The 24942-nt window shown below is 62.1% G+C and carries 24 protein-coding genes and 1 pseudogene; 12 read left to right on the top strand and 13 right to left on the bottom strand.

Features of this window, described 5'->3' with window-relative positions; translation table 11 throughout:
• Positions 1–42: 42 nt before the first annotated feature.
• From ABIB45_RS20235 to ABIB45_RS20260, 6 genes and pseudogenes are all read right to left on the bottom strand, one after another.
• Positions 43–297 carry a hypothetical protein gene (locus tag ABIB45_RS20235; RefSeq protein ID WP_354217642.1) on the bottom strand — a complete coding sequence of 85 codons (255 nt, stop codon included), beginning with the start codon at positions 295–297 and terminating at the stop codon, positions 43–45.
• Positions 298–2526: 2229 nt separating this feature from the next.
• Positions 2527–3075 carry an AMIN-like domain-containing (lipo)protein gene (locus ABIB45_RS20240; protein WP_354217643.1) on the bottom strand — a complete coding sequence of 183 codons (549 nt, stop codon included), beginning with the start codon at positions 3073–3075 and terminating at the stop codon, positions 2527–2529.
• A gap of 631 nt (positions 3076–3706) precedes the next feature.
• Positions 3707–3843 (bottom strand): annotated as a pseudogene (locus ABIB45_RS20245) (transposase); the annotation flags it as partial.
• Positions 3844–4139: 296 nt separating this feature from the next.
• Positions 4140–4535, bottom strand: a complete 396-nt coding sequence (locus ABIB45_RS20250) for an Asp23/Gls24 family envelope stress response protein (RefSeq protein WP_354217644.1) — start codon at positions 4533–4535, stop codon at positions 4140–4142.
• The gene (locus tag ABIB45_RS20255) at positions 4528–5142 is read right to left on the bottom strand and encodes an Asp23/Gls24 family envelope stress response protein (protein ID WP_354217645.1); all 615 of its coding nucleotides are present in this window, start codon (positions 5140–5142) and stop codon (positions 4528–4530) included. Before ABIB45_RS20255 ends, ABIB45_RS20250 begins: the two co-directional genes overlap by 8 nt.
• On the bottom strand, positions 5133–5735 hold the full coding sequence (locus ABIB45_RS20260) for an RNA polymerase sigma factor (RefSeq protein ID WP_354217646.1): 603 nt from the start codon (positions 5733–5735) through the stop codon (positions 5133–5135). The genes ABIB45_RS20255 and ABIB45_RS20260 overlap by 10 nt, the downstream gene beginning before the upstream one ends.
• 191 nt (positions 5736–5926) lie before the next feature.
• On the opposite strand from ABIB45_RS20260, the gene ABIB45_RS20265 reads away from it, so the two are divergent.
• The 12 genes from ABIB45_RS20265 (at position 5927) to ABIB45_RS20320 (ending at position 17070) form a co-directional block, all read left to right on the top strand.
• Positions 5927–6439 carry an Asp23/Gls24 family envelope stress response protein gene (locus ABIB45_RS20265; RefSeq protein WP_354217647.1) on the top strand — a complete coding sequence of 171 codons (513 nt, stop codon included), beginning with the start codon at positions 5927–5929 and terminating at the stop codon, positions 6437–6439.
• A 66-nt stretch (positions 6440–6505) separates the two neighbouring features.
• Positions 6506–6685: a hypothetical protein gene (locus tag ABIB45_RS20270; protein WP_354217648.1), complete on the top strand. Its 180-nt coding sequence runs from the start codon at positions 6506–6508 to the stop codon at positions 6683–6685.
• Entirely contained in the window at positions 6682–7107 is a 426-nt protein-coding gene (locus tag ABIB45_RS20275; RefSeq protein ID WP_354217649.1) for an Asp23/Gls24 family envelope stress response protein, read from the top strand. The genes ABIB45_RS20270 and ABIB45_RS20275 overlap by 4 nt, the downstream gene beginning before the upstream one ends.
• The gene (locus tag ABIB45_RS20280) at positions 7104–7691 is read left to right on the top strand and encodes a DUF6286 domain-containing protein (RefSeq protein ID WP_354217650.1); all 588 of its coding nucleotides are present in this window, start codon (positions 7104–7106) and stop codon (positions 7689–7691) included. Before ABIB45_RS20275 ends, ABIB45_RS20280 begins: the two co-directional genes overlap by 4 nt.
• A 46-nt stretch (positions 7692–7737) precedes the next feature.
• Positions 7738–8355: an Asp23/Gls24 family envelope stress response protein gene (locus ABIB45_RS20285; RefSeq protein ID WP_354217651.1), complete on the top strand. Its 618-nt coding sequence runs from the start codon at positions 7738–7740 to the stop codon at positions 8353–8355.
• Positions 8356–8584: 229 nt separating this feature from the next.
• Positions 8585–9355: a mechanosensitive ion channel family protein gene (locus tag ABIB45_RS20290; protein ID WP_354217652.1), complete on the top strand. Its 771-nt coding sequence runs from the start codon at positions 8585–8587 to the stop codon at positions 9353–9355.
• 116 nt (positions 9356–9471) lie between these two features.
• Positions 9472–10284, top strand: coding sequence for a DUF2382 domain-containing protein (locus ABIB45_RS20295; protein WP_354217654.1), 813 nt, complete (start codon positions 9472–9474; stop codon positions 10282–10284).
• Positions 10285–11663: 1379 nt separating this feature from the next.
• Entirely contained in the window at positions 11664–12371 is a 708-nt protein-coding gene (locus ABIB45_RS20300; protein WP_354217682.1) for an ETEC_3214 domain-containing protein, read from the top strand.
• Between the two features lie 168 nt (positions 12372–12539).
• Positions 12540–13283 carry a DUF8548 family protein gene (locus tag ABIB45_RS20305; protein WP_354217655.1) on the top strand — a complete coding sequence of 248 codons (744 nt, stop codon included), beginning with the start codon at positions 12540–12542 and terminating at the stop codon, positions 13281–13283.
• A gap of 71 nt (positions 13284–13354) precedes the next feature.
• Positions 13355–14314, top strand: a complete 960-nt coding sequence (locus tag ABIB45_RS20310; protein WP_354217656.1) for an FRG domain-containing protein — start codon at positions 13355–13357, stop codon at positions 14312–14314.
• A gap of 171 nt (positions 14315–14485) precedes the next feature.
• On the top strand, positions 14486–15685 hold the full coding sequence (locus ABIB45_RS20315; protein WP_354217657.1) for a hypothetical protein: 1200 nt from the start codon (positions 14486–14488) through the stop codon (positions 15683–15685).
• 311 nt (positions 15686–15996) lie between these two features.
• Positions 15997–17070 (top strand): SNIPE associated domain-containing protein, encoded by a 1074-nt coding sequence (locus tag ABIB45_RS20320; RefSeq protein ID WP_354217658.1) that lies wholly within the window; start codon positions 15997–15999, stop codon positions 17068–17070.
• A 136-nt stretch (positions 17071–17206) separates the two neighbouring features.
• On the opposite strand, the gene ABIB45_RS20325 is transcribed toward ABIB45_RS20320, so the two are convergent.
• The 7 genes from ABIB45_RS20325 to ABIB45_RS20355 form a co-directional block, all read right to left on the bottom strand.
• Complete coding sequence (locus tag ABIB45_RS20325; RefSeq protein ID WP_354217659.1) at positions 17207–18211, bottom strand: phospholipase D-like domain-containing protein; 1005 nt, start codon at positions 18209–18211, stop codon at positions 17207–17209.
• A gap of 660 nt (positions 18212–18871) precedes the next feature.
• Positions 18872–19906, bottom strand: a complete 1035-nt coding sequence (locus ABIB45_RS20330) for a Gfo/Idh/MocA family protein (protein ID WP_354217660.1) — start codon at positions 19904–19906, stop codon at positions 18872–18874.
• A gap of 75 nt (positions 19907–19981) precedes the next feature.
• Positions 19982–20977: a sugar phosphate isomerase/epimerase family protein gene (locus ABIB45_RS20335; RefSeq protein WP_354217661.1), complete on the bottom strand. Its 996-nt coding sequence runs from the start codon at positions 20975–20977 to the stop codon at positions 19982–19984.
• 374 nt (positions 20978–21351) lie between these two features.
• A complete protein-coding gene (locus tag ABIB45_RS20340; protein WP_354217662.1) occupies positions 21352–21978 on the bottom strand; it encodes a sugar phosphate isomerase/epimerase family protein in 627 nt (208 codons plus the stop codon).
• A 37-nt stretch (positions 21979–22015) separates the two neighbouring features.
• Positions 22016–23044: a zinc-binding dehydrogenase gene (locus tag ABIB45_RS20345; protein ID WP_354217663.1), complete on the bottom strand. Its 1029-nt coding sequence runs from the start codon at positions 23042–23044 to the stop codon at positions 22016–22018.
• A gap of 21 nt (positions 23045–23065) precedes the next feature.
• Positions 23066–23926: a carbohydrate ABC transporter permease gene (locus ABIB45_RS20350; protein WP_354217664.1), complete on the bottom strand. Its 861-nt coding sequence runs from the start codon at positions 23924–23926 to the stop codon at positions 23066–23068.
• Positions 23926–24906: a carbohydrate ABC transporter permease gene (locus ABIB45_RS20355; protein WP_354217665.1), complete on the bottom strand. Its 981-nt coding sequence runs from the start codon at positions 24904–24906 to the stop codon at positions 23926–23928. The genes ABIB45_RS20350 and ABIB45_RS20355 overlap by 1 nt, the downstream gene beginning before the upstream one ends.
• Positions 24907–24942: the final 36 nt, after the last annotated feature.

Here is a 24942-nt window from a genome sequence, read left to right on the forward strand (position 1 = left end):
CTTTCCGACTCTCGCGGGTTCGGATCTCGTTTGGGCTCGTGGCTAGTCGGGGCGCCTTAGTTGCCGATAGTCGTAGAAGACGATGTGGTCTGCGGTCTGCAGCCCTACGAACGTGCCGTTTTTGGAGGCCACGACTCCTTCGTTGCGGCCGTTGAAGGGATCGTCGCCGATGACTACTTCTCCGATTTTGTAGGGAACAGGCACCGTGGATGCGCGGGCCAGGGTTTGGTGGACTAACGCGGACAATCGCCGGACTTGCCCGCTGGATGCCGGTGCGCCGGCCTGAATTTCCCCCATTGGAATTCTCCTTCTGATATGGGTGCCGGGCCCGGTGGCAGGGAAGATCGGGTCTCTGCGCAGGGCTAGCACCACATAAGCTAGAGTAATTGCAAGTCACACGCGTAACAATAGGTAACATGCGCCTCATGGGTCACTGTTCGGTAAAGACTCCAGCAGGTTGCTTGGCTTCTGGGCAGCTTGTTACGAGTACGGAGAACGGTGTGTGGCGGCAAGGACGGCGAGGTCGTGAATGAGCTGTTGGACCTCCCGTTCACGCCCCTTGGAAGGTTCTGCTAGAGGTGTGGTGGGTTTGTTGGGAGGAGCGGGAACCGGGGCCGGGCCCATGGATTGCGCGGATCGCGGCTTGTTGACTGCACGCTGATCAAAAAAGATTACTCGTTCCATCACACGTTCCCTGGCGTAGGTCTGTCCGGGTTCTTTTCGGGCCATGATCAAGGCCAGTCCGAAATTTTGAAGTGATTTGACTGTCGAGAAGCCAGCAAGACATCGCCGTACCAATCGATTGGCCCGTGCCCTGTTTGCGGCGGTGCAGGAATGGTTTCCTGTTGCACGGTTTCATCGTTTCCAGCGTCGGCAGATACGTCAGCGAATACCAGCAGTCATGCCGGAGCGGAAGAAGATCCGTTCATCGACGAGCTTTATTGTGCAAATCTTGAGGCGATTTATAGGCGGTGGCCGGGCTTTGACCCTACCTTTGTCATAAAAGCCGGCAATTGTGAGGAATACGGGCCGCCCTGATGTACTGCACTCAGGCCGAGCCGTGGGAATACTTTCACCGCCTCATGGTTCTGGAGTAATTGGGGACAGCAATGGATCTATGGCTATGGGCGCTGCTTGGCGTGGCAGTTCTCACCGGGGCGCTTCTGGCGGCGTGGCGGCTTAAGATGCGGCGGTCCTCCACCGGGCGGCGGGTGGCAGGACGACCTTCCCTCGCAGAACATTCCCAAACTTTCCCGCGGTAAACCTAATCCTTTAGTAAAAGCCCTCGCGGGCTGCTTCGCTGGCAGCGAAGCCGCGCCGCTGGAGAGCCGGACTTCCTGCCTGGCGTCGGCCGCTTCCACTGTTTAACAGAGAGGCCACCGACCTGCTTAGCGGCGAGTCGAAGTCCCTTGCCGCTGCGATTTACAATGCTCGACCACCCCTGAACAGCGTGGCCGTTCGTCAAAATAGAGGGTTCTTTAGTAAGACGGCACGAGCAAACTGTCGATGATTTCGAGGCCACCGAATTGTGAATTTGATCGCTATGTGGCGGCATTTTGTGACGACAAGCCGGCAGTGCCGCCCAGGACGTTTCCCCCTTACTTTGATCGCCCTCAGCCAGATCCTGGACGGGCTCTTCCCGAACTTGTTGCGGATCCCTTGTTCGCGCGTGTAGAGCGAGAGGTTCGGCCCCATGGCGTCGGACCGGGTACGCAGCCCGCTTCCGGGGCGGCCCCGGCCGTCTGGAATAGGTGGCCAAGTCTCAGTCACCAGTGATGGCCGTGTTCATGCTGCCTTCGTGTAGTCCTGCCCGGGCGTACTCTCCGGAGCTTCAGGCCTCAGGTTAGGGTCGGGACAGGAGGAGCCGGCGGCGGCTGGGGGAGGTGCACCCGATCTCAGAAGCGCACCCTCGTCGCCGGCTCCTTTCACCACCGTAGGGCTCATCCCTGGGAGATGCCCGAGTGGTCGATACCTGCTTTTCCACCCCGAAGATACCGGAAGAACCCTGTGGGGGGACACGGACTTCGCCTGCCGAGGTCAGGAGCTGTCGGGCGCACAGGCCCAACTGCGGCCTTCAGCTGCGGACCTTCCGGCGGCGTAACCTGCGTCGCGCCGGGGCCTGGCCTGTTACAGGGCGGATGCGCCGCCAGGGCCTGTGGGGGTGTTTACTGACGGGTTCAGCGGGAGGGGAAGCCGACGCTACCAGCGAGGACCCGTTCCGGCGGCGGCGACGGCGCAGCCGCACGAGTACGAATACCGTCAAGCCGATCCAAGCGAAAGCCGCACCGAAAATCAGGGCCAGCGACGAGATCGTATCCATAACTCATTCTAGGGCTGGGCAGCCTTTCGGCTGGTGAGGCGTTCATACCTGGGGTGTGAAGGCGGTGTGCCGGCCCGGGTTCTTCCGCGGAGAGACCCTGAAGCAAGACAGCCCGGCCCTGATGGTCACGGAGTGGACTTCGTGCAGCACACACTCAAAAGGTGCCGCACCCCGGATCAGCGGGGTACGGCACCTTTTGGGTTTCATCACCAGGAGTGGGCCACGTCCACTATCAGCCGGGAACCGGACCCTGGCCCGTCCAGGGTGAAGACCCGGAAGGGCAGCCGGGCACGGACGCCCAGGCCAATGCTGGTGGAGCCCTCGAAGCTTCCGGCGTAAACCACTTGCCGGAAGGTTTGGTAGCCGGCCACGTTGGACAGCTCGGCCTTGGCGGCCGGGTTGTAGGTGACGTTGCCATTGCTGTCATGGGAGGGTGCGTTCACGGTGACCTGCAGGCGTGCGTTGCCCTGCACCGGAATGTTGAAGCCGGTGGCGTCCTGGATTATCTCCGGGACGTACCGGACCGTGTAGCCCTTTGCGGGGCCGTTGCGGTCAACCACCATCCGGTCGAAGCAGGACTGCTGCCCTGTCCGGACGTTGGTGACGGATGCGGTGCTCATCTCAGGCGCGGTTTTAGCCAGAGATCCCCAGTCGAGCCCGCAATACGAAGTGGCTGCCGAGACGGGTCCCGGTGTCAGGATGCCCAGCCCAACGGCCGCGAGAAGCGCCGTGAGCCAGAGGAGGAATCTTTTCATTGTGGGTGCCATCCAGAGGAAGTGGTGCGGTTGGATAGCTCAAGAGTAGGGGCGCCGGATGCTGGAAACGAGGGTTGTGGCCGCTTCGGCGCGGAACCGTGAATAACACCCCAGCCGTATCACGCCCACGTACATCCGAAGGGTTTTTTGCCGCCCTCCGTAACCGTTCCGGTGCCGTTTCCGGACCCCGCCGTTATGCAGGGTAACGACCCCAGGACACGAAAACAGCGCCGTCATCTGCGCCCAGGCGCTCCCGGTCAAATGGCTCTAGCGTCCCCTGCGCCACCCATCGTCGGGGACCCGGACCACGAAGTCACTCTGGCCTGGCAGTGCCACCAAAAACTCCGCAACATCTACAACGTGCGACCGAAACGGGGCAGGGAACTTGTCACCGAAGTTATCGTCTCGTTCCCGACGTGCCCGACCCCGGAAGTGGCACGGCTTGGCCGCACACTCAAACAATGGAAGAGCGCGATCCTCCCGGACGAGTTCCAATGGCCGGGTTTTCGCTGGCTGTTCGCGATGCCGATGTACTCGCGGTATTCTCCAGCCGGCGGATCAGGGCAACAATTCCAGCATCGAGTTGACGCTTACTTCTTCGTAGAGCGACGGAGAAGCCCCAGAGGCGGCCACCGCCGGCCGCGAGTAGGCATCTGATTCTGTAGTTGGTGAAGTTGCGGAAGCCGCGGGCGATCCTGCGGGTGGTTTCGATAACGCCGTTGATTGCTTCGGGGGCCCGTTGGAGGCGCCGTTGGTGTCGAAGTAGGCTCCGGGGCAGAATCTCAGTAACGAAGGATTTCGAGAACGGTTTTGGCGGAGAGCTGAAGTGTGACTGTTAGCTCAGAATGGCGGCTTTCTCACAGCTCGGTTTGGCCGTTTAACGTGCCGTTTGTGGATCTTCCATCGGACACGCGTGGCTTTGCCCAGTGTTGTTGTTTTCAAGGTCGTCTGCGGCGCCCGCCCGCCCTGCTTAGCCTCCTCCGATGGCGTGTTGCACTGGGGACCGCCGGGTGGGGCTTGGCGGGTGCCAATCAGGAGGGCGGCCGAGGAACGCTCGTGAACCGCTATTGGGGTCTTTTCCTTGATTGAGGTTCTATGGCGAGTATGCAGATGTCGATGCGGCCTGGGGTTAGGCCGGTGTGGCTGATTCTTTCGCGCACGCGTTTTTGTACTGCTTCGGCGACGGTGAGGGCGGTCCAGGCGATGTCGGTAGCGATATCGAGGTGGACGTGTGCCGTGCCTTCCCTTATTGTGGCGGCGACGCCGTCGTGTCGGTAGGTGCCGTTTTGGCTTCCGGGGTTGCGGAGGTTTTGCAGCGCTGCGGGCCCGAGGCGGGCCAGGAAACCTTTGATGGTGGGTTCGAGTCTGAGGACTCCGCGTGTTTCCAGGGCGGTGCGGGCGGCGAGGGAGGCGATCAGCTGGCTGGTGATTATTTCGCCGTGGAGGGTTTGGTCAGACATCGTAGAGGTCCTCGACTGTGATGTTGATGGTTCCGGCACTGATGCCGACACCGGCCGGAATGGCGTTGCCGATCTCGTGCCGCAGCGCGGCAACGGTTCGGGGGATGTCGATGCCCGTGGCGGCGGCAACCCTGAGATTGACTATCAGCTGAGGGCCGTCAGCGGTGGTCATGTGGATGTTACCGGTCGGGTTGTCCTCAGCGGTCAGGCTGTCGGCGGCGGAGCGTATTTCGATGCGGCAGCGCCGTGCGTGAATGCCGGGGATCGTCGTTGCTGCGAACCGGATGAGGGAGCTTAGGGCTTGCTCGCTGATCTCGGTGGTGCCGGTCTCTGTGTTGCGCAGGACGATTCTTTTGCTGCGGCGGATCTCGGCGCGGGCGACGTCCATGATGGCGTTCGTGAGTCCGGGGCGGGGTTTGAGGGCGGGGTTGTCCAGGTCGTGTTCGCGTAGTGAAGTCGTTGCCTCGCGGAGTCCCTTGAGCCGGGTCCTGGCCGTTTGGCATTGATCGCACTGCGCTTCGTGCGCGGTGGGGGGCTCGTTGATGGTGTCCCACATCCCGTCGATGCTGCGCCCGCAGCCCAGGCGGGGGATGTCTTCTAACGCCATTGGCTCATCCCTTCTGCTATTTGGTGCCGTGCCCGGGCGAGTGTGCCGCGGACCGCTGTCGGGCTGATCTTCAGTGTGGCACCAATTTCGGCGTAGGTGCGGCCGTGCATTTCCCGTAGCAGCCAGCAGGCCCGGTGTGTTGGGGGGAGCGTGTTGAGCACCTCGGTCAGGCCGTTTTGTTGGGCGGACCATTGGGCCTCATGAGCCGGGTCCGTTCCGGCGGGCGCCTGGTTGGTGCCGGTTTCGGTGATAGAGCGGATGTCGTCGGGGTTAGTGAGGTTCTCGGCACGGGTGGATCGTTTGCGCAGGAGGTCAAGGCATTTGTTGGTCGCCAGCCGGTAGATCCAGCCGCCAAAGGCGTTGACGTCAGCGAGCATGTGCAGGCCGCGCCAGCTGCTGGTCAGGGTCTCCTGCACGATGTCTTCGGCCTGTCCACGGTCGTTGAGCATCCGATACGCCAGCCGGAAAAGTCTGTCCTGATAGGTGATCACCAGGTGTTCGAATGCCGCCAGGTCGCCGTCCTGGGCGCGCGCGACGATACTTCCTTCATCGAGGTCGGGTTCGGCGTCGAAGGCGGGTCCGTGATCGTCCATGCGCTGTCCGTCCATCCGGTGCTGTACCGGCGCTTGGCCCCAATATGCCATAGCCGGGCATCAGCTGGGAACCGTCCCTGGTGCGTCGTCTCTGGAGAAAAATACTTTGCGCCACGGCGTGACGTTTCAGGATCGGCTACGTCTTTATCTATGTAAGCACGATCACGATCCCCTCAAAGGAGCTGTTTTTCATGGCAGAGTCACCCAATACCCCCGGCGCTTCCAGCGGCGTTGTGGCCACCCCCGAGGAGCAGAAACGCAACGCATCGGTGGAACAGCCCAAAAGGCACGATGCGCTGCACACGGACCGGGGCGACACCACGATCGAGGAAACCGTGGTGCAAAAGCTGGCCGGCATGGCCACCCGCGAAGTACCGGGCGTGTACGCCATGGGCAGTGCAGGGCGGCGGGCGTTCAGCGCCCTGGCCGAACGTATCCCGGGTTCGCAGACCAACGTCAGCGGCGGCGTCAGCGTTGAAAAAGGCGAACGCCAGACAGCCATCGACGTCTCGATCGTCGTGGACTACGGCATCTCGATCGTGGATGTCAGCCAGGGCATCCGCCGAAACGTCATCCAGTCCGTCGAGCATGCCACCGGGCTGGAGGTGCTGGAGGTGAACGTCAACGTCACCGATGTGCACCTGCCCGATGAGGACCAGCAGGACCAGCAAGGCCAGAAGGACCAAAAGACCGAACTTCAGTAAGTCCACTAGCACCGGGCGGCAACCCCGACCGGTGCGCGCGTAAAACCGAAAAGGAAAAGGATGGCTATGTCTACTACACGGTGGTGCCTGGCGATAGGACTTTTACTGGGAATTGTTCTGGGTTTCGGCGGCTGGTGGGCGCTGGTGTCCGCGGTGGTCCTGGGCTTCATCGGTTTGGTGGTCGGCCGGGTCGCGGAGGGGAAGCTGGACCTGGCGGCCCTGTTCGGTAAAGCATCGAGCCGATGACCCCGCCAGGCGCACACGCGCAGTCCACCCCCGGAGTCGATGATCGCCTTGACGCCGGCATCGACTCACGGGGGCAGACCGTGCTGGCGGACAAAGTGATCGAGAAGATTGCCAGCCAGGTCGTCCGTGAGGAATCGGTCGCCGGTGGCTCCTCCGGGGGCTTCCTGGGCATCGGAACCCACGCGGACCTCTCTGCCCGGCCCAAGGCCTCGGTGGAGCTGAGCGGGAACATCGCCACCCTCAGCGTCGAAGTCGGGATGCTCTACCCCGTCCCGTTACGGCAGGCAACCGAGGCCTTGCGGCGGAGAATCCGGGCCAAGGTGACGGAGCTTACCGGCGTTGAAGTCCGACAGATCGATATCAAGGTTTCCTGGCTGACCAGCACCGGTGGCGACACCGGCGGCCGCAGGAGGCTGCTATGAGCCGCAACAACGGACAGTCGACCCGGCTTCGGCGCCGGCCCAGCCGGACGGTTCCGGCGTTGATCGTGGGGATCCTGCTGCTTACCGCCGGCGTCGCCCTGGTGTGGCTGACTGTCGCCCGGTTAGTTGGCGGCACCTGGTCCTCGCTCCTGCACGGACCCCGTGACTGGCTCACGGGGCTGGCATGGAACGCTCCGGATGTGTGGGGTGTGGGGACGGCCGCCGGCGTGGTGGGTTTGATTCTGCTGTTGTGCGCCCTCATCCCGGGCAGGTTTAACGCCTTGACGGTTCGGAGCGCCAGTGCCGATGATGCCGACGGGCGGGTCCGGGCGCAAGAACGGGAGACCGTGATAACCCGCAGTGCCGTGGCCCATCTGGCGAAGGCACAGTGTGTGGAAACCGACGGTGTCAGTTCGGCTTCAGCAACCGCCACCAACAAGCGCGTGCACTTGCGTGTAAAGACGTCCCTGCGGGACACCGGTGATCTGCGTACCCGCGTCACCGATGGTGTCCGCGACCGCTTGAACGCGATCGGGCTTGACCCGGTACCGCGTGTTACCGCCACCGTCGAATCCAAGAGTTGAGACCCACGTCCGCTTCAGCGCTCCATTTACCGAAGGAAGGCTACTAATGCGACAGACGGCCGGAACCTTGAACCGCACGTGGCTGACGATTCTGGGAATCCTTTTCCTGGCCGCCGGCATCGGGCTGCTCCTGCAGTCCGCCGGGGTACTGCAAAGCCTCGCCAACACCGCACCCGCGGGAGCGAAGGTCGTTACGGGTGATCCGCGCCCGTTCTTTGCCCAATCATGGGCGGTGGTTCTTCTACTACTCATCGGCGCCATTATCGGTGGGCTGGGGTTGCTGTGGGTCATCGCTCAAATTCCGCGGAAAAACCCGGCCGACGCCTACCGCCTACACACCGACGGCGGCCAAGGCCGCACTATCTGCGAGCCGTCCGTCCTGGCCACTGCGGTCGAGAACCAGGTCAACACCCTGCCCGGCGTAGTCGGCTCTTCAGCCATCCTGCGCGGGACCGCCGACGAGCCGGACTTGACCCTGAAAGTCACCGTCAACGACAGGGCCGACATCCAGGACCTGCTTCGTCGGCTGGAGAGGTCCACGCTGCCGGACCTTTCCGCGGCCTTAGAGTCGCCCCTGCAGCGGCGCCGGTTACAAATCGACGCCAGCGGGCATGCGCAGACCACTGGAACCGTGGTGCACTCCACCGGCACCGTCCTCCAATAGCGCGCCGCACCAATCCCGCGAAGGACCAGTGATCAGCACCGCGGACACCGAAACCATCACCACCGACGCCCGCCAAGCGCCGTACCCCCGAAAACAAAAAAATATGCAAAGCATCCTAGCCAAGCAGATAGTAAGCATGCTTAGTTAGTTGTGATGAAGGCCACGCAAGAAGGCCTCGACCGCTGGGAGGCCACCGCCTCCCGACTCCCTGACCCGAAAGGCTTCCCCCTTGGACATTCTCGACTCCCTTAAAGCCGGGCTGACGGTGGTGGCAACGTTCATCCCTGCGTTCCTGCTGTTCCTGGTCATCCTGATCGTGGGGCTGCTGATCGCCAAGGCGATCTCCAAAGCCCTCTCCAAGGTGCTGCACAAAGTCGGCTTTGACCGACTGGTCGAACGCGGCGCCCTCAAGGATGCCATGGCGAAATCCTCACTGGATGCCAGTGACATCATCTCCAAGATCGTCTACTACGCCTTGGTCCTGTTTGTGCTGCAGTTCGCCTTCGGGGTCTTCGGGCCCAACCCGGTCAGCGTGCTGCTCGCGTCGATCATCGCTTTCCTGCCCAAGGTCGTCGTCGCGATCATCATCGTGATCATCAGCGCCGCGATCGCCGCGGCCGTGAAGACCCTCATCCAGGGATCGTTGGGCGGCCTGTCCTACGGGAAGGTCCTGGCCAACATCGCCAGCATCTTCATCCTGGGCATCGGCATCATCGCGGCCCTGAACCAGGTTGACATCGCCACCACAGTCACCACCCCGATCCTGATCGCGGTCCTGGCGGCCATTGTCGGCGTCGTTGTCGTCGGTGTTGGCGGCGGGCTGATCAAGCCGATGTCCGCCCGCTGGGAGCAATACCTGAACCGGGCCGAAGAAGAAGCCCCCAAGATCAAGTCCCAGGCCCAGGCAGCTCCGCCGGCTGCGGAACAGATTAAGGACGCCGCCGGCCAGCACGTGCCAGCGGAAGAACCGCAAGAGACCGGAGGCTCACACCAGTACTAACAGTCCTCAACACTGGTCGGCACGGATGCTGACCCGTTGCCAGGCAGCGGGTCGACCCCGCGAAGGCCTGATGACGAAAAATCCACCACAACCGATTCAACATCCCAGGAGTGACCATGATCGCCAAAGAACACATCGATGACCTGCTCAACCGCAAGGGCAATATCCTTTCCGCCGACGGGGACAAGATCGGCTCCATCGGACAGGTGTACGCCGACGACGACAACGGCCAGCCCACCTGGGTCACGGCCAAAACTGGCCTGTTTGGCACCTCGGAGACGTTCGTCCCGCTTGAAGGCGCCCAGGTCCGGGGGGATGACCTCGTCGTCCCGTACACCAAGGACCAGGTCAAGGACGCCCCCCGGGTAGACGTTGACGGGCACCTGGAGCCCGCCGAGGAAGACCGGCTCTACCAGCACTACCAGCTCAGCGGCGGTGGCCGGACCGACACGGACGCCACCACTGACCGCGACACCGGCACCGCCGGCACCGGCCGCTACGAAGACCGGGAGAGGACCGGCACCGTCGGCCACGACACCTCCGGTCCCACCACGGATGACGCGATGACCCGTTCGGAGGAACGCCTCAACGTGGGCACCGAGAAGCAGGAAGCGTCCCGGGTGAGGTTGCGCAAGTACGTGACCACCGAAAACGTCACCCAGACCGTCCCGGTGAAGCGTGAAGAAGTGAGGCTGGAACGGGAACCGATCACCGAGGAGAACCGCGGGGCGGCCATGAGCGGCCCGGAGATCAGCGACGAAGAACACGAGGTCATCCTCCACGAGGAACGCCCTGTGGTCCAAAAGGAAACCGTCCCGGTCGAGCGGGTCCGTCTGGGCAAGGAAACCGTGACCGGCGAGGCCACCGTTGAGGAGGAAGTCCGCAAGGAACGCATCGACACCGACGGCATCGACGACAGCCGCCGATAACCAATCCCCGCGTTGCAGCAACGACCGGAGGGGACGGGGCACCTTGCCTCGTCCCCTCCGGTGTTGTCCCTACCCTCCGGACCGCCTCCGGCGGGCGGCAATGCGGGAAAAGTGTCTCCTGGCTCAGGCCGCGCTTTCGGTGCAGTCAACCCGGCCTTCGTTCTCTTCGACGGCCGTGATGGTTCGTATTCTTCAATCGAAGCAAACAGGGGCGGTCCATTGGCAGCAACAGCGCCTCACGTGAGTTGCTCGCGCCGCCCGTATACCGGTCCCCAGCGGACAGCACAAACTACTTTCTGGTCTTCCGCGCCACTGCTGGCCGTGGAGCGCACCGCATACCCAGCGCGATTCTGTGTGCGAGGAAGGTCCCTCAACTGCGACGGCCCCGAGCGTCTCACACCTCTTGGGAAACGAGATGTCTCATCGAGCGGATAGACGCCTGACCTGCACGGTCGCTGATTTTCTACGGAATCTTGGACGCGCGATGGCAAGGGCAATTCTCGTAACTATGTCTCATAACTTCGTAGCCAAAATCTGGTACTCAACCTGGTTATGAGACAGGTGAGCGGGCGTCGGCTCGAGGGGATTAGAGCGAGGCCGGAAGTAAACACACTTCTGGGTTCAGCAGCCTAGCGTCTTGAAAAACAACAGAGCTTTCCAAGACACCGCGGCCCTGCTCGGGTGAGTCGCTCGGAGTCGCCGCGGGCACTATCGACTTGCTTGACTCTGCCGCATAGATTTCCAGGCATCTGGTGCCCCGGTAGTCCTCCAGCGCCCCCGAAAGAGGGTGTGGACAATGTCCACACTTTTCGTCTCGTACTGGGCCAAACAGCCTTCGGACTGGCCAGGATTCCGCATGTTTTCGCGGTTTGCCAGTGTTTTCAAGGGCAGGAATGCAGTTCGAGTCCCACCTCGGGCACAGTGTTTCCGCAGGTCAGAGGGTTTTTGTCTTTTTTCTGTTGACAGAGCTTGACTTTCCGGAAGTCTTCATGGCGACGATGCGTCGCGTCTCGCGCAACAGGCTCTAGATCGCGCAGCGTCCTCTGCAAGTAGCAGATCAGATATTTCCTTGAAGACTCAACCCGCATCCCTCGCCGGTTGAGTGCTGGAATCTGGGCGCGGGTCATCCAGTTCCGATGAGGCCGTCCCTGCCCGGATTACGAGGGCGGCCAGTTGGAGGTAACCGGCACCCCAGCGGGGTGCTGTTCTTTGACGAGGCAGCACACGTTCGGGCATACCCCCCCATTTACACAAGTAGCTGTGCCCGTTTAGGGCACAATTGGGTGGTGGACGCGGCTAGTTTAATAGGACTCTTCGCCACCGTGTTTGCCGCGGTGGCTGCTGCTATTCCGTTCGGAGTGTCTACCCGGAACTGGTGGATGCGCAGCTTCGGCAGCCGCAGGCAGCTCAGTAGGCGCCTGAGCAAGATGGCCGTGGGCGTCACTCTCGACTACGCGAAGTCGCTTTTTGGTACGCCTCTCATGCAGAAGGACGCCTATAACGTCGCTGACGCCGTGGACTACATCTTCACGACCGAGCACGCCTGGATCGTCGCTCGCATCCAGCGCGGCGAGGTCCTGGCTTGGTCGGTAACAGTCACGGACAAGCGCTTCAAAGTAGACCTCAGGAATCTGACGTTTGGTTTAGTCAAGGGAAAACTTGGTCGGTCCCGCTTCTCCGATGTCGTAGAGCAGCCGTCAGGCGTGATCGAAGAGGTTGGCTCGGTCAGCTATGCCTACGCAGAACGCACTTATTTCGGCAGGCCCTCGGCCTACCAATCGTTCGTCTTCATGCACAACATGGAAGGTGTCGGCACGTTCGAGAACGGCGGCAGCACGTCTGTAGTGGGGACGCGCCCATTTTTCGCCACAGACAGCCCGCGGTCGGCTCTAGAAAGCATTAGGGCGACTCGCCAGTCCACGACGGTCAACACATTTCTGTCGTGTGGCCGTGACGACTCGTTCCTTGAAGGTGGAGCCGCAATGTGGCCGGTGATCTTCCATGAGTTCGTCATCCCGTTCCGTTCATCGCCAGCCCAGTGGCAGCTGTGGTTGAGCAACAGGCTGGCAGGCATTGGGAAGCGCTGATACGAGTCGACGGACGGCGGTGCCTTCTTTATCAAACGAGGGAGGAGTCAATTTGCTCGTTGCATAAAGGCGGCAGGCTCCACACTGAATCTATCCACCCTCAACGGGCTGAGCTGGTACGCAATACCTGAATCCGAAGATCTTGGTGATGCTTGCTAGAGTCCGAGGATGACGACTGACTTCACCGCCGAAGCGGAAAAGCTGACAGAGGTATGCCGAGGCATTTTTGGGGACGAGAGCAAGTGGATTGCCGCCGATGGCTACCCGCACAGCCTGGCGCTCTGCATCATTGACTCCATCTTCTCGACGGGTTCTCACTACAACAGCGTCATCAACGTCGTGAATGAGTACCGGGCCTATCGGCGCGCCGAGGGCGGTGACGCGGACCAGGACGGCACCAAGGAGCTCCTGGCGACCTTTGCTGCCGTGGGCAATAGTGCGGCTGTCTGGGCCGACGAGGTCGTGGACAACCGCAAGCCGGCGCACACCAAGAAGAACGCCCCTCTGAAGGCCGAGGTGATCCGGCAGGCGGCTGAAAAACTCCATGAGCTGAACTACAGGACACGGAATGACCTGCATCGGGCTTACGCCGAGGACGAGCACCTCACCGGGCTGAAGAACGTCTGGCTGGACCTGCCAAGCCAGCGTTCCGGCGTGACGTACAACTACCTTCTTATCCTTGCTGGCTTCCAGTCGGTGAAACCGGATCGTATGGTGATCCGGTTCATCAAGGAGCACGCCGAGCTGGGGGACCGGCGGCTCAGCGAGGAGGATGCTGCGGTACTGATCAAGCGGGTTGCGGAGCTCTATCCCACGGAGCCACGCCGGCTTGACCACGTGATCTGGCGACATGTGTCAGGGCGGGATGTCTTCAAGGAGGAGGAAGTGCTCGCGCACAACATCCGGAGGTGACGCGCGATCATGGGCGACGAAGGGTATGCACCCAGGGTGGGTCGAGAACGGTGAGGAACACGGAGCAGGACATGAGCAATGACAAGAGCGCAGGCGACAGCCAGCCTGCGGCCAACATTCAGAATGAGGATAAGGAAATCCCAACCTGGCACTCAGCATGGGCCCGAAGCGTTGAGACTCCTGAGGAACTCTGGGCCGAGATTGGCTTTTTGAGCTTCTCCTTGGGCATTGAGACCAAATTTGTATGGCGTGGCCTTCCCAGCGCGCAATATGAGGTCAAGTCAGCACTCGCCCGAAAACTCGCCGCAAGCGGGGTGGTACCGACCGAAGAAAACCTGCGTTTCAACGAGGTGCGAGCCATCCAAGCGGCCAGAGAATGGGGCTTAGGGCACTCGCAGTATGGTTATGCTTCTGACCTGCACATGTTGGCCCTTATGCAGCACCACGGAATCCCGACTCGACTTATCGATGTCACATACAACCCGCTGACAGCGTTATGGTTCGCCTGTTCAGATGAGAGCCTGATTGATGAGCCAGCGGTGCTTATCGGCATGGCGGTCAGTGATGTCCCTGTCATCGAAACAGTCCCGTTCCTGCCCAAGCAGACATGGGGAGGGATGGAAGATCCCCTTGGATTTGACTACTCCTACGCGCTCGAAAAGTCAGCAGCGAACCAAATGCCTTTCTTGGTTCAGCCTGTCGTTCGTGACGCGCGCATGACAGCCCAAGAGGGGCTATTCATCACTGCATCCGTGCCCGAGCAGTCGGCAGCAACACCCATGTGGGGCTTCCCGTACAAGGGAAATTGGCTCCTGCTGAGTCTGGTGAGGGAGATGAAGGAAATGGATGTCGATATTCAGGGAAGCCGTTGGCCTTCCTTCGGGATGCTGGGACTCATCATCCCACCCGAGGTTAAGAAAGTGATTCTTCCCATCCTGGAAAATAGTTTCAACCGTTCCCACAGAACTATGTACCCGGACCTTTCCGGCTTCGCTGGGCAGAACTTTAACTACGAAAGAGCAGCTAACTGAGCTTCATCCTCACGTTCAGCCCTGGGCAGGAAACGCCGCTGGAAGAAGCGTTCAGCTTTCATCAGTTCCGCGCTTCGACGTCTAAAGTAGTCTTTGGTCCGTTTTTCTATGGGGGTGGTCGGAATGGCTCGAAGTCGAGGGTTTCTTGCAGAAATTCAACGTCAGCAGCGGTTGGCTCAGCAGCGGCAGAACGCTGCTCAACGGGCTGCAGCGGCTGCGCAGGCAAGGGCCGAAAGGGCGCGGGCTGCCGCGGTTCGGGCAGCGGCGGCAGCGGAACGGGCGTCTGAGGCCGAGCGCAAGCAGCTCGAGAAGGAGGCCAAGGCCGCGCACGTCGAGGCGCAGCAGGCCTTGGCCGAGCAGCTCAACGAGGACCTAGCCAACGAGTACGCGCAGATCGACGGACTCCTTGCTGCCACCCTAGAGTCAGACGACTGGGTTGACCTGCAGTCGCTGAAGCGGACCGTGCAGCACCCGTCGTTCCCTCATCCCGAACTGGAACGTCCGAACCCAGTTCCTGGACCCATCGAGGTGCCCCAACCTCCGGTCCTGCGCGAACCAGAGCCTCCGACGGGACTCTTCGGCCGGAAGAAGAAGTTCGAGGCGGCTCGCCAAGAGGCCGCGGCCGAGTATGAGCAGGCCATGCGGGAGTGGACAGCGTACCGGGACTCGATCCCGTCGAAGGATGCTGCGCTTAAAGCGACGCACGCTGCATTGGAGAAGAAGAGGCTCGAGCAGCTCAAGACTGAGATTTCCCGTTATGAGGGGGACTGCAAGGAGCGCGAGAAGGAGGTCGCCGAGCACAACGCATCCATCGACGACCTTGAGGCCGCCCTTGGATATGGGGTGGCCGACGCGGTCGAGGAGTACGTCGGGATCGTTCTGGCGAACTCCCTCTATCCCAACCACTTTCCCTTTCAGCACGAGGCTAAGTTCAACCCGGATACGGCTGAGTTGAAGCTCACTGTCGCTGTGCCAGCACCGGACCAAGTCCGCACCGTGAAGGCCTATAGGTATGTCAAGGCCAGCGACGAGATTACCGAGGCCCAGCTGTCGAAGACGGAAGCGAACAATCGCTACGCTTCCGCAGTGCACCAGGTCGCGATTAGATCACTCCACGAGATCTTCGAGTCTGACCGCCAGGGCCTCATCCAAGCTGTCTCCCTGCAGGTCGGCCCGCAGACGAGGGACCCCGCGACAGGGCGAAGCACGTTCATTCCGCTCGTCGCGGTGACCTCACCCCGGGAGACGTTCCTGGAGTTCGACCTCTCTGGTGTGGTCCCTGCTGCGACGCTCCAGCACCTCGGCGCTGCCGTGTCGAAAAACCCCTCGGCGCTGTCAGCGGTGGATCCCGTCGGCGTACGTCGTTCATGAGCCTGGAGCGCCTGCGGTTCAACCCCGCCCCTGGATGGCCGCATGCACGGGCCGGGTGGACGCCCCCTGCGGGCTGGAGGCCGCCTATCTCCTGGCCTCCACCTCCGCCGGGCTGGCAGCTTTGGGTCCCAGACGGCGAGGAGACAGCGGCCGACGAGCCCACCGGTATGCCGGATCCTGACTGTTCCGAGCTCGCGCAAGAGACAACGCAGGCGGGCGCCCTTGGTTCCGGGGGTGAGACGTCAACGGGGAGGCTCGAAGCACTCGAGGCAGAGAACTCGCGACTCCGCCGACTGCTCGAGGACGTGTCCGTGGCGTCTGCAGCCGTTGTTCAGCTCGATGACCAGAGGGTGCTGCAGGAAGTCGGCATTTACCGGTACCACCACCCTCTTGAGAACGCCGCGGCATACCTGCCACGCCTCCAAGACGTCGAGTCCCGCGCGGCGGCGTTGATCCGCGACGGCCATGCGATCGAGACATCGAACATGTTCACTTTCGACAACTCGCTGGCCAAGGGTCGGAAGATGTCCGCCGACCTGGCCAAGCTAATGCTCCGCGCCTACAACGCCGAAGCCGACAACAGCATCCGCACGCTGAAGGCCGGCAACGTCCAGACGGCCAAGCGGCGGCTGGAAGCCTCCCGCGTCGCGATCGCCCGATTGGGAACGATAATGCAGATGCGCATCAGCGATGCGTACCATTGTCTCCGCGTTGAGGAGATCGAGCTGACGACTGACTGGCTGATGATGAAGCAGGAGGAGAAGGAGCGGGAGCGCGAAGAGCGGGCCCGGCTCCGCGAGGAACGGCGCGTGGAGAAAGAGCTCGAGGAGGAACGTGCCAGGCTCGACAAGGAACGTGCGCTGCTCATGCAGACGCTCGAGACTCTCTCCGCTGCCGGAACCACGAACGACGACCTCGTCCGGCGGCTCGCCGAAATCGACCAGGCGATCGCGGAGAACGACTACCGTGCAGCCAACATCCGCGCAGGCTACGTCTACGTCATCTCCAACCGAGGGGCGTTCGGCAAGGGAGTCGTCAAGATCGGCCTGACCCGTCGGCTCGACCCCACGGACCGTGTCAGCGAGCTCAGCGGAGCCTCTGTCCCCTTCCGCTTCGACATCCACACCATCTACTTCTCCGAAGATGCTGTCACCCTCGAAGCCGATCTACACCGTCACTTCGCACCCCGCGCTGTGAATCAGGCGAACACCCGGAAGGAGTTCTTCTTCGCCACACCGGCCGAGGTGCGGGACGTCCTAGCAGGCAAGGTCGGTAATCTCCTCGAGTTCACCGAAGAGGCTGAGGCGACCGAATACTTCCAGTCCTTGGGTGCGTGGCCTCCCCAGCGAAGGGCATTAGACGGCGGATTAGAAACATCGAGCTGACGAGATAACAGACGGAACGTTTATGCGGCCGTCGCGCCTTGACGAACTGGCACGGTGCTCAATGCGGACCGCCCCAACCCTCAGACATGAAGGGGCCCTGCCATGCGGATCGGAAGGCCGCCTTATGGCGAGTGGATCACTCCGTCGCTCCTTGAGCGAGTACTCGGACACCGGCGACGAACTCCTCAGGGCTCAGCCGGAAACGGCTTCCACGAGGTAGCTTCTTTCCTCCACGGAGGTCTTCATACTTGAATCCGATGAGACTCGAAGGAACGAGGCGTGGCCTAGTGCGGTTGACCCAGGGCCATCGCTCCGAATCCTCGCCCTCCCGGTACGCAGCCCATTCGACGTAGTCCTCAGGCAGAAGCTCCGGATCTGTTGTCACTTCGACTACGACATAGCAGTCCTTAGTCCCTGTCGCGCAGATGAAGACGAGATCGCCGGTCTTGATAGCGGGTTCTCCGATCCATCTGTCGCCCCGTTTTGAACCGGGGTTCGCAAATCTCCACTCTTGCCGCCACTGGTCCAAGACCGGAGCGCCGCCCTCAACCTTTACCCAGAGAGATCGCTCCGGATCCCGAGCGTCGGCAAGGAGCCGTTCGACGTCGAAAAGCGCCGAGTCTTCGTCCCGGTCCAGCATCCCCGGAGTGGGCTTCGGGAGCCCCGCGGCTTGCACTGCCAAATCGTCGAGATCGCCCTTCGATACTGATCGGGAAGGCCAAGCATTGATCATCGTCCGTGCTTCCTCAAGCTGATCCCGATCCAGCTCGACACCAAGCTCACGGTTCGCATTCACCGAGCTGCCCAGCCCAGTACCTGTGAGATTGGCGGAACCGAGCATCCCTCGGCTCCCCAAGATGAAGCACTTAGCGTGAAGGCGGTCGACGTTGCGAACCTCGACTCCCGCGTCGAGCATGAGCGCCATTCCCTGGACGGAGAGGAATCCGCTCGCCACGGCGAGCGGATCCAGAACCGTGCAGAGGGTCCACGAGCGGGATGATCCCATCGCCGCGTCCGCGATGCTCCTGCAGACGATATAGGAAAGGTAAGGGCTCGTGAGGACGACGTCCCCGTCGGGATCCGAAAGGGCTGAGTGCAGCCACTCCGAGGCAGTGTCGAGTATTCGGGGTTGAGAGGTCATGCAACCAGCCTAATTAGCTCGTCCGACATGTCTTGGAACTGGAACAATGGAAGAGCGCTTATCCGGGAAGATGGAGCGCTGTATTCCCAAGTCTGCTGTGAGGGGCTCGGATTTTGCCTAGTCCATGAATTCAACTGCTGTTGACAGTGTCAACACCTCCGGCATCAGACTGGGTCGTACTGGCGCCGGACGGTCTCGGATTGATTATGTTTTTGGGAGTTCCCTGTGTTTGCAAGGCCGGGAAGGTAGTTCGAGTCCCACCTCGGGCACAGTGCGTCCCCTGGTCAGGGGTTTATTGGTGTTTTTCCGTGTGCACATTGTGCACACTCTGGCCTCTGATCCGATGCGGGTGTGTGGGGTCCCGGAAAGACCTATTTGGTTGTCTAGGGGAGCGGCTGCCTACGGCGGACCGGGTACCGCCCCGCGGGGTCTCTGCTGGGAGTTCATCCTCGTTCGTCCTTCCGTTGGGTTTTCGCGGTCACCACTTCATGATGGCCGGGGCCGCTTACAACACGACTTGCTGAGTATTCGTAGATCGGCCCAAGGTTGCGGCTCGTCCAGAAATTTCCGCCATGATGTATGAGGACGTTAATCGCTCGTCATGCCAGCTCCCGCTTGCGACATCAATTGCGTGATCGCCGCGGACCGTTAAGGTACTCTCTAGCGTTCGTGGGTGTTTGCCTCGTTTCGGGCGCCGGCGCGGGGTTCCAACCCGATGGCTTCGTAGCATTGGTCGATTAGTTCCATGGTTTGGACGGCGTCGTCGCTGTCTGTGGGCATAGGGATTCCGTGCCGGATCAGGGCGGCGAAAGCGTCCAGCTGATAGGTGTACGAGGATCTTGTGCCCATGCGCTCGATCCGTTGGCCGTCAGTTGTTCTCACCTCGAGGCTGTCATCGGTATGAGGGAGGATGAAATTTGCCACGGTGGCTTGTCCCTCGCTTCCGATGGCGCGGTAGCTCATTTGGGCGTGGGTCCCGTTCATATTGCATCGTGCCGTTGCGGTGATTCCGGAGGGGTAGACCAGGTTAGCGTCAACCCATTCGTCCATACCGGGCAGGCCGGTCCGTTCGGCTCCCCGGGCGTTGACGAGGGTGGGATTCCCGCCTGCCAGGGAGGCCATCGCCCGAATAGCGTGGAGGCTGTAGCAGCCCAGGTCCATGAGTGCACCGCCCGCGAGTGGCAGTGACCACCGGGGGTCTTCGGGCGGCGGGGGCGGAATCATCACCATAGTTTCCACACGCTGGAGCTCGCCGAGTTCCCCGGAGGCGACCAGTTCGTGGAGTCTCTTCGTGACAGGGTGGTAAAGATAGTGGAAGCCGTCGACGACCTTGACGCCCGCGCGCTTGCCTGCGTCCCGCACTTCTCTGGCTTCTGCTGCGTTTGCGGCGAACGGTTTCTCTGACAGGACGTTTTTTCCCGCGGCGATGGCCGCCAGGTTCCATCGTGCGTGCAACGAGTTGGCCAGCGGGTTGTAGACCGCTTCGATCTCCGGGTCATTGACAAGATCTTCGTAGGAGCCGAGTACCCGTTCGACGCCGTACCGGTCGGCAAAGTCCTGTGCCCGGTCCCGGTCCCGGGCTGCGACGGCCACCAGCCGCGCACCTGTCAGCCTGGCAGGTTCAATGATGGATGTCGGGCTGACTCGGGACGCTCCCAGGATGCCGATGCGCAGCGGTGCTTCTTCTGGATCCATCTGCGGAGTCCTTTCTGGTTTCCGATGTCGCCTTCGCCCCGCCGTATTGGTCACAGCGCGTCCCGGCCCGGCGAGCTACTGCTTGAACGCGGCGTCGAAGGAGGTGTTCGACGCCGGGAAGTCGAACCTTTTGAGCGCGGCGAGGGCCTCGGGGGCGCCGTGGAGGCGGTCCATGCCGGCGTCTTCCCATTCGACGGAGATGGGTCCGTCGTAGCCGATGGCGTTGAGGGCGCGGAAGGACGATTCCCAGGGCACGTCGCCGCGGCCGGCGGAGACGAAGTCCCAGCCACGGCGCGGATCGCCCCAGGGCAGGTGCGAGCCCATGACGGTGTTCCGGCCGGTGGGGCGCAGCTTCGTGTCCTTGCAGTCCACGTGGTAGATCCGGTTCTTGAAGTCCCAGATGAAGGAGACCGGGTCGATGCCCTGCCACATGAAGTGGGACGGGTCCCAGTTCAGCCCGAAGGCCTCGCGGTGGCCGATCGCCTCGAGGGTGCGGACGGTGGTCCAGTAGTCGTAGGCGATTTCGGAGGGGTGGACTTCGTGGGCGAAGCGGACGCCGCATTCGTCGAAGACGTCAAGGATGGGATTCCACCGGTCCGCGAAGTCCTGGTAGCCGGCCTCGATCACCTTCTCCGGGACGGGCGGGAACATCGCGACGTACTGCCAGATGGAGGAGCCGGTGAATCCGACCACGGTGTCCACGCCCAACGCGCGCGCGAGCCGGGCGGTGTGTTTCATTTCCTCCGCGGCCCGCTGGCGGACACCTTCGGGGTCCCCGTCGCCCCAGACCTTGGACCCGACGATGGCCTCGTGCCTGAAATCGATGGGGTCATCGCAGACGGCCTGGCCCTTGAGGTGGTTGGAGATGGCCCAGACGTTGAGGTTGTACTTCTCCAGCACCGCGAGTTTGGACTCGACATAGCCGGGCTCGTCCCAGCGCCATGCGTCCAGGTGGTTGCCGGAGACAGCGATTTCCAGGCCGTCGTAGCCCCAGCCGGAGGCCAGGCGTGCGACTTCCTCGAAGGGGAGGTCGGCCCACTGGCCGGTGAAGAGGGTATACGGGCGGGGCATGTCAGGCTCCTTGGCTACTGGATTGTTCGGTTTTGGTCGGATCCTCGGTTTCGGGCCGGTGCGTTCGGATCAAACGTTGTCGGTCCGGCTGTGGCAGTGCTTGCTGCCATGTCGGATTTCCGTTCGTCAGGTCGGGGGGCTCAGAGGGCTTGGGCATTTTTCATGCACTCCCTGACGTAGACGTCGGACGCGCGAAGGTGTTCGCCGATTTTTTCGAAGCTCCATCCCTGCGTTCCGTGGCATTTGAGGCTGGCGACGCCTTCGTACCCGACACGGCGCAGTGTTCCCAGCATCACGGAATGGTCAAGTGTTCCGTCAGGGCGAGGAAGTTGCTGGTCTGCGGGGCCGAAGTTCAGCCCGTCGGTACCGTGGCGCTAGGCGCGGTCGATGTCCCAGATGTAGTAGTAGAAGAGCCGTTTGCGTTCGGCGAGGAACGTGATCGCTTCGCTGATGGTGTCCTGCATCACCCACAGGTGCGGGGGGGCGATGCAGACGCCGAGGTAGGGGTCGTCGATGTCGCGGATGAGCCGTTTCATCTGCGCGAGAGTGTCCACGCCTTCGTCCCAGCGCTGGTCTTCGTTGGCACCGGATTCGAAATCGGCGGCGAACGGCACGGTGAGATGGTTTTCGACCGCGATCCGGACTCCGCGGCGCGCTCCTGCTTCGACGATGGGTGGCAGGAAGGTGGAGACGAAGTCGGGGTAGTTGGCTTCGCAGTCGAAGATGAGGGTGTCGATTCCGAGGTCTGCGGCGAAATCGACGCGTTCGAGGATTTCGTCCTGGGTCTTTCCGTAGACGGTGAGGCCGCAGGGTTTGACCCCGTATTTGTCCAGCACTCCGAGGATTTTGCCGGGGTCATCTCCCGGGTTGACGTGGTGGGCCAGCGGTGCGGCGGAGGACCAGAGGTTGACTTCCTTGAAGCCGATGTCGGCAAGGTCGCGGATCGAGTCTTCGAAGCCGTGGTCGTGGTAGGGGACGAGCTCGGCGGCGTATCTGAACATGGGTTCTCTCCTTCGGAGGGTGTGACGGGTTGGAGGTCTACCAGACGAAGACGGCTTTTTCGGTTTCGCGCTGGTCGAAGGCGCGGAAGGCTTCCTCGGCCTGGTCGATGGGAAAGTCGTGACTGATGAGTTTTTCGACCGGGATTTTCTGGTCGATGACGAGGCGGACGATTTCTTCCCAGTCGCTGATGGGGAAGTACCAGCCGCCGACGACGGTGAGCAGTTTTCTTAGCAGCTGGTCGCTGGGGTTGATTTGCGTGGCCCGCGACTCACCGACGAACGCGACGGCTCCGAGCTTGGCGGCGGCGTCCAGGGCAGAGTTCTGCCCGGCGGGGTTGCCGGAACAATCGATGCAGACGTCCGCTCCGCGGCCCTGGGTGAGGTCCCGGATCTGCTGGACGGCGTCGGCTGTTGTGCTGTTGATGACGGCGTCCGCGCCGAGTGAGCTGGCTTGTTCGAGCCGGTGGTCGATGACGTCGACCGCGATGACGCGGGCGCCGAAGGCCTTGCCGATGAGTACTGCGGCGGATCCCATTGGTCCCATGCCGAAGACGGCGAGGGTTTTTCCGCCGGCCACGCCGAGCTGCTTCTGCACGTGGTACTGGCTGCCGACCATGTCGGTCATCACCGCCCCGGCGCGGAAGCTGAGTTCGTCGGGGAGCTGAAGACAGTTGCGTTCGGGCAGCACGAAGTAGTCGGCGTCACCGCCGTGGACGTCGAAACCGAAGCATTTCCACTGATCACACAGCATCATGTAGCCGCTGAGGCAGTATTCGCAGAATCCGCAGCCCAGGGCGAGGTAGCCGGCGACGCGGTCGCCTTCTTTGACGTGGGTCACGGCGTTTCCGACCTTGACGACTTCGCCGGCTGCCTCGTGCCCGGGTATCACCGAACCGTGGCCGGCGCCTTCGCCGCCGACGATCGGGGTGCCGTAGTAGATGCTCATGTCGCTGCGGCAGATCGCGGAGGCACGGGTCCGTACCAGCACCTCATGCGGTCCCGGCTCCGGGACGTCGCGTTCTACGACGGTGACTCGTTTGTCACCGGGGAGGATGACTGCTTTCATCTTTTCTTCTCCAATACTCATTTATTTGACTGCACCGAAGGTGAGCCCTGCGACCATCTGGCGGCGCAGCACGACCATGAGGACCAGGATGGGCGCGACGATCAGGGTCGCGGCGGCGGTGATGTTGCCCCAGTCCGTGCCGTACATACCGGTGAACTGCTGCAGGCCCACCGGAGCGGTCTTCGCTCCGCTGCGGGTCAGGGACAGGGCGAACAGGAATTCGTTCCAGGACAGGACGATGGTCAGTACGGCGGCCGTCGCGACGGACGGCACGAGCAGGGGCCAGATGATCCGGCGGAGCACGTCCCATGTCGAGGCCCCGTCGACCATGGCGGCTTCCTGGATCTCATAGGGCAGCTGCAGGATCGAACTGCGCAGGATCCAGACCACGATGGGCAGGTTGAAGGCAGCGTACGGGATGATCAGGGCCGGGTAGGTGTCCATGAGCCCGAGCTTGCCGGCGAAGACGAAGACCGGGATGACGGCGACGATGGGCGGAAACATGTAGGTCGACAGGATCCAGGATGAGAGCCCCTTGCCGGCGCGGAAATCCCTCATGGTCAGGGCATATGCGGCCGGGACCCCCACGACGATGGCCAGCGCGGTGGCACCGAGACTGACGATTGCACTGTTGGTGAGCAGCTGACCGAAGCTCTCAGATTTGCCGCCGCCGGCTGACAGTACGGAGGCGTAGTTGTCCAGAGTGGGCTGGAAGATCCATGCCGGGGGGATCTGGTTGGCGATCCCGGCCGGCTTGATGGAGGTGATGAACATGAACAGCAGCGGCACAAGGCCGACCAGGAGCCATGCCCACAGAAAGGTGCGTCCGACGATGACGCGTGCCACGGCACCGCCGCGGCTGGTTGATGATGTCGTTGTCATTACATTTCCTCAGGGTCTGACCGGCGGCCGATGATGCGCAGCATGAAGGGGATAAGGAGGGAGAGGATGATCAGGAAGACCACGCCCAGGGCGCAGGCGAGACCGACGTTGAAGCTTTGAAGGCCGACGCGGAATATGCCCAGGTTGATGATTTCGGTGGATTCCCCGGGACCGCCGCCGGTCAGGATCTTGAAGGAATCGAAGGTTTTGAAGGCCTGGATGGTCCGCAGCACGGCCGCGATGGCAATGAACGGAACCATTGCCGGAAAGGTGATGTACCGGAACATCTGCCATGGGGTCGCTCCGTCGACCATGGCTGCTTCCCGGGGTTCCCCGGGCAGGGACTGAAGCCCCGCCATCAGGATCAGGGCGATGAACGGGGTCCACTGCCACATGTCGAGAATGACCAGGACGATCCATGCCGATGTCGGATCCCCCAGCAGGTCGATGCCTTTGGGGAATCCGAAGACGCCGAGGTAGTAGCCTACCCACCCGTAGTTGGGGTTCAGCAGCTGCTTGAAGACCATGGCCGCGACCGCCGGCGTGACGGCGAACGGCAGCAGCATGAGCGCGGCCCCGACTTTGTTGGCGCGGGTCTGGGCCGCTAGCGGGAGTGCCAGGGCGAAGCCCAGGATCATCTCCAGGATTACCGCGACCGCGACGAAGCCGAACGTGATCAGGAATGCGTGCTGGACCGAGGCATTGGTGACCGCCGTGATGAAGTTGTCCAGTCCGACGAATTTGCCCACGCCCCCGAGGATCTTGTCGTTGCGGAAGGCCGAGTAGAAGATAAAAATGGCCGGGGCCACCGTCATCAGCAGCAGGACAAACATGGCCGGGGCCATGTAGACCCACGGGGTCGAACGTTTTTTCCAGGTCAGCGGCTTCCTGCCGTGCGGGCCGGCCGTGGCACGGCCGGCCGCGCGGCTCGAAGCGTCAACCGTCAAGGTCGCATCCAATGGTGCGGCGGTTGCTTTCATAATCGATACTCCTTGGGCGACCTTGAGCGGTCCGAT

Origin of the sequence: Arthrobacter sp. UYCo732 (assembly GCF_040547265.1) — a bacterium.
Classification (GTDB): Bacteria; Actinomycetota; Actinomycetes; order Actinomycetales; family Micrococcaceae; genus Arthrobacter.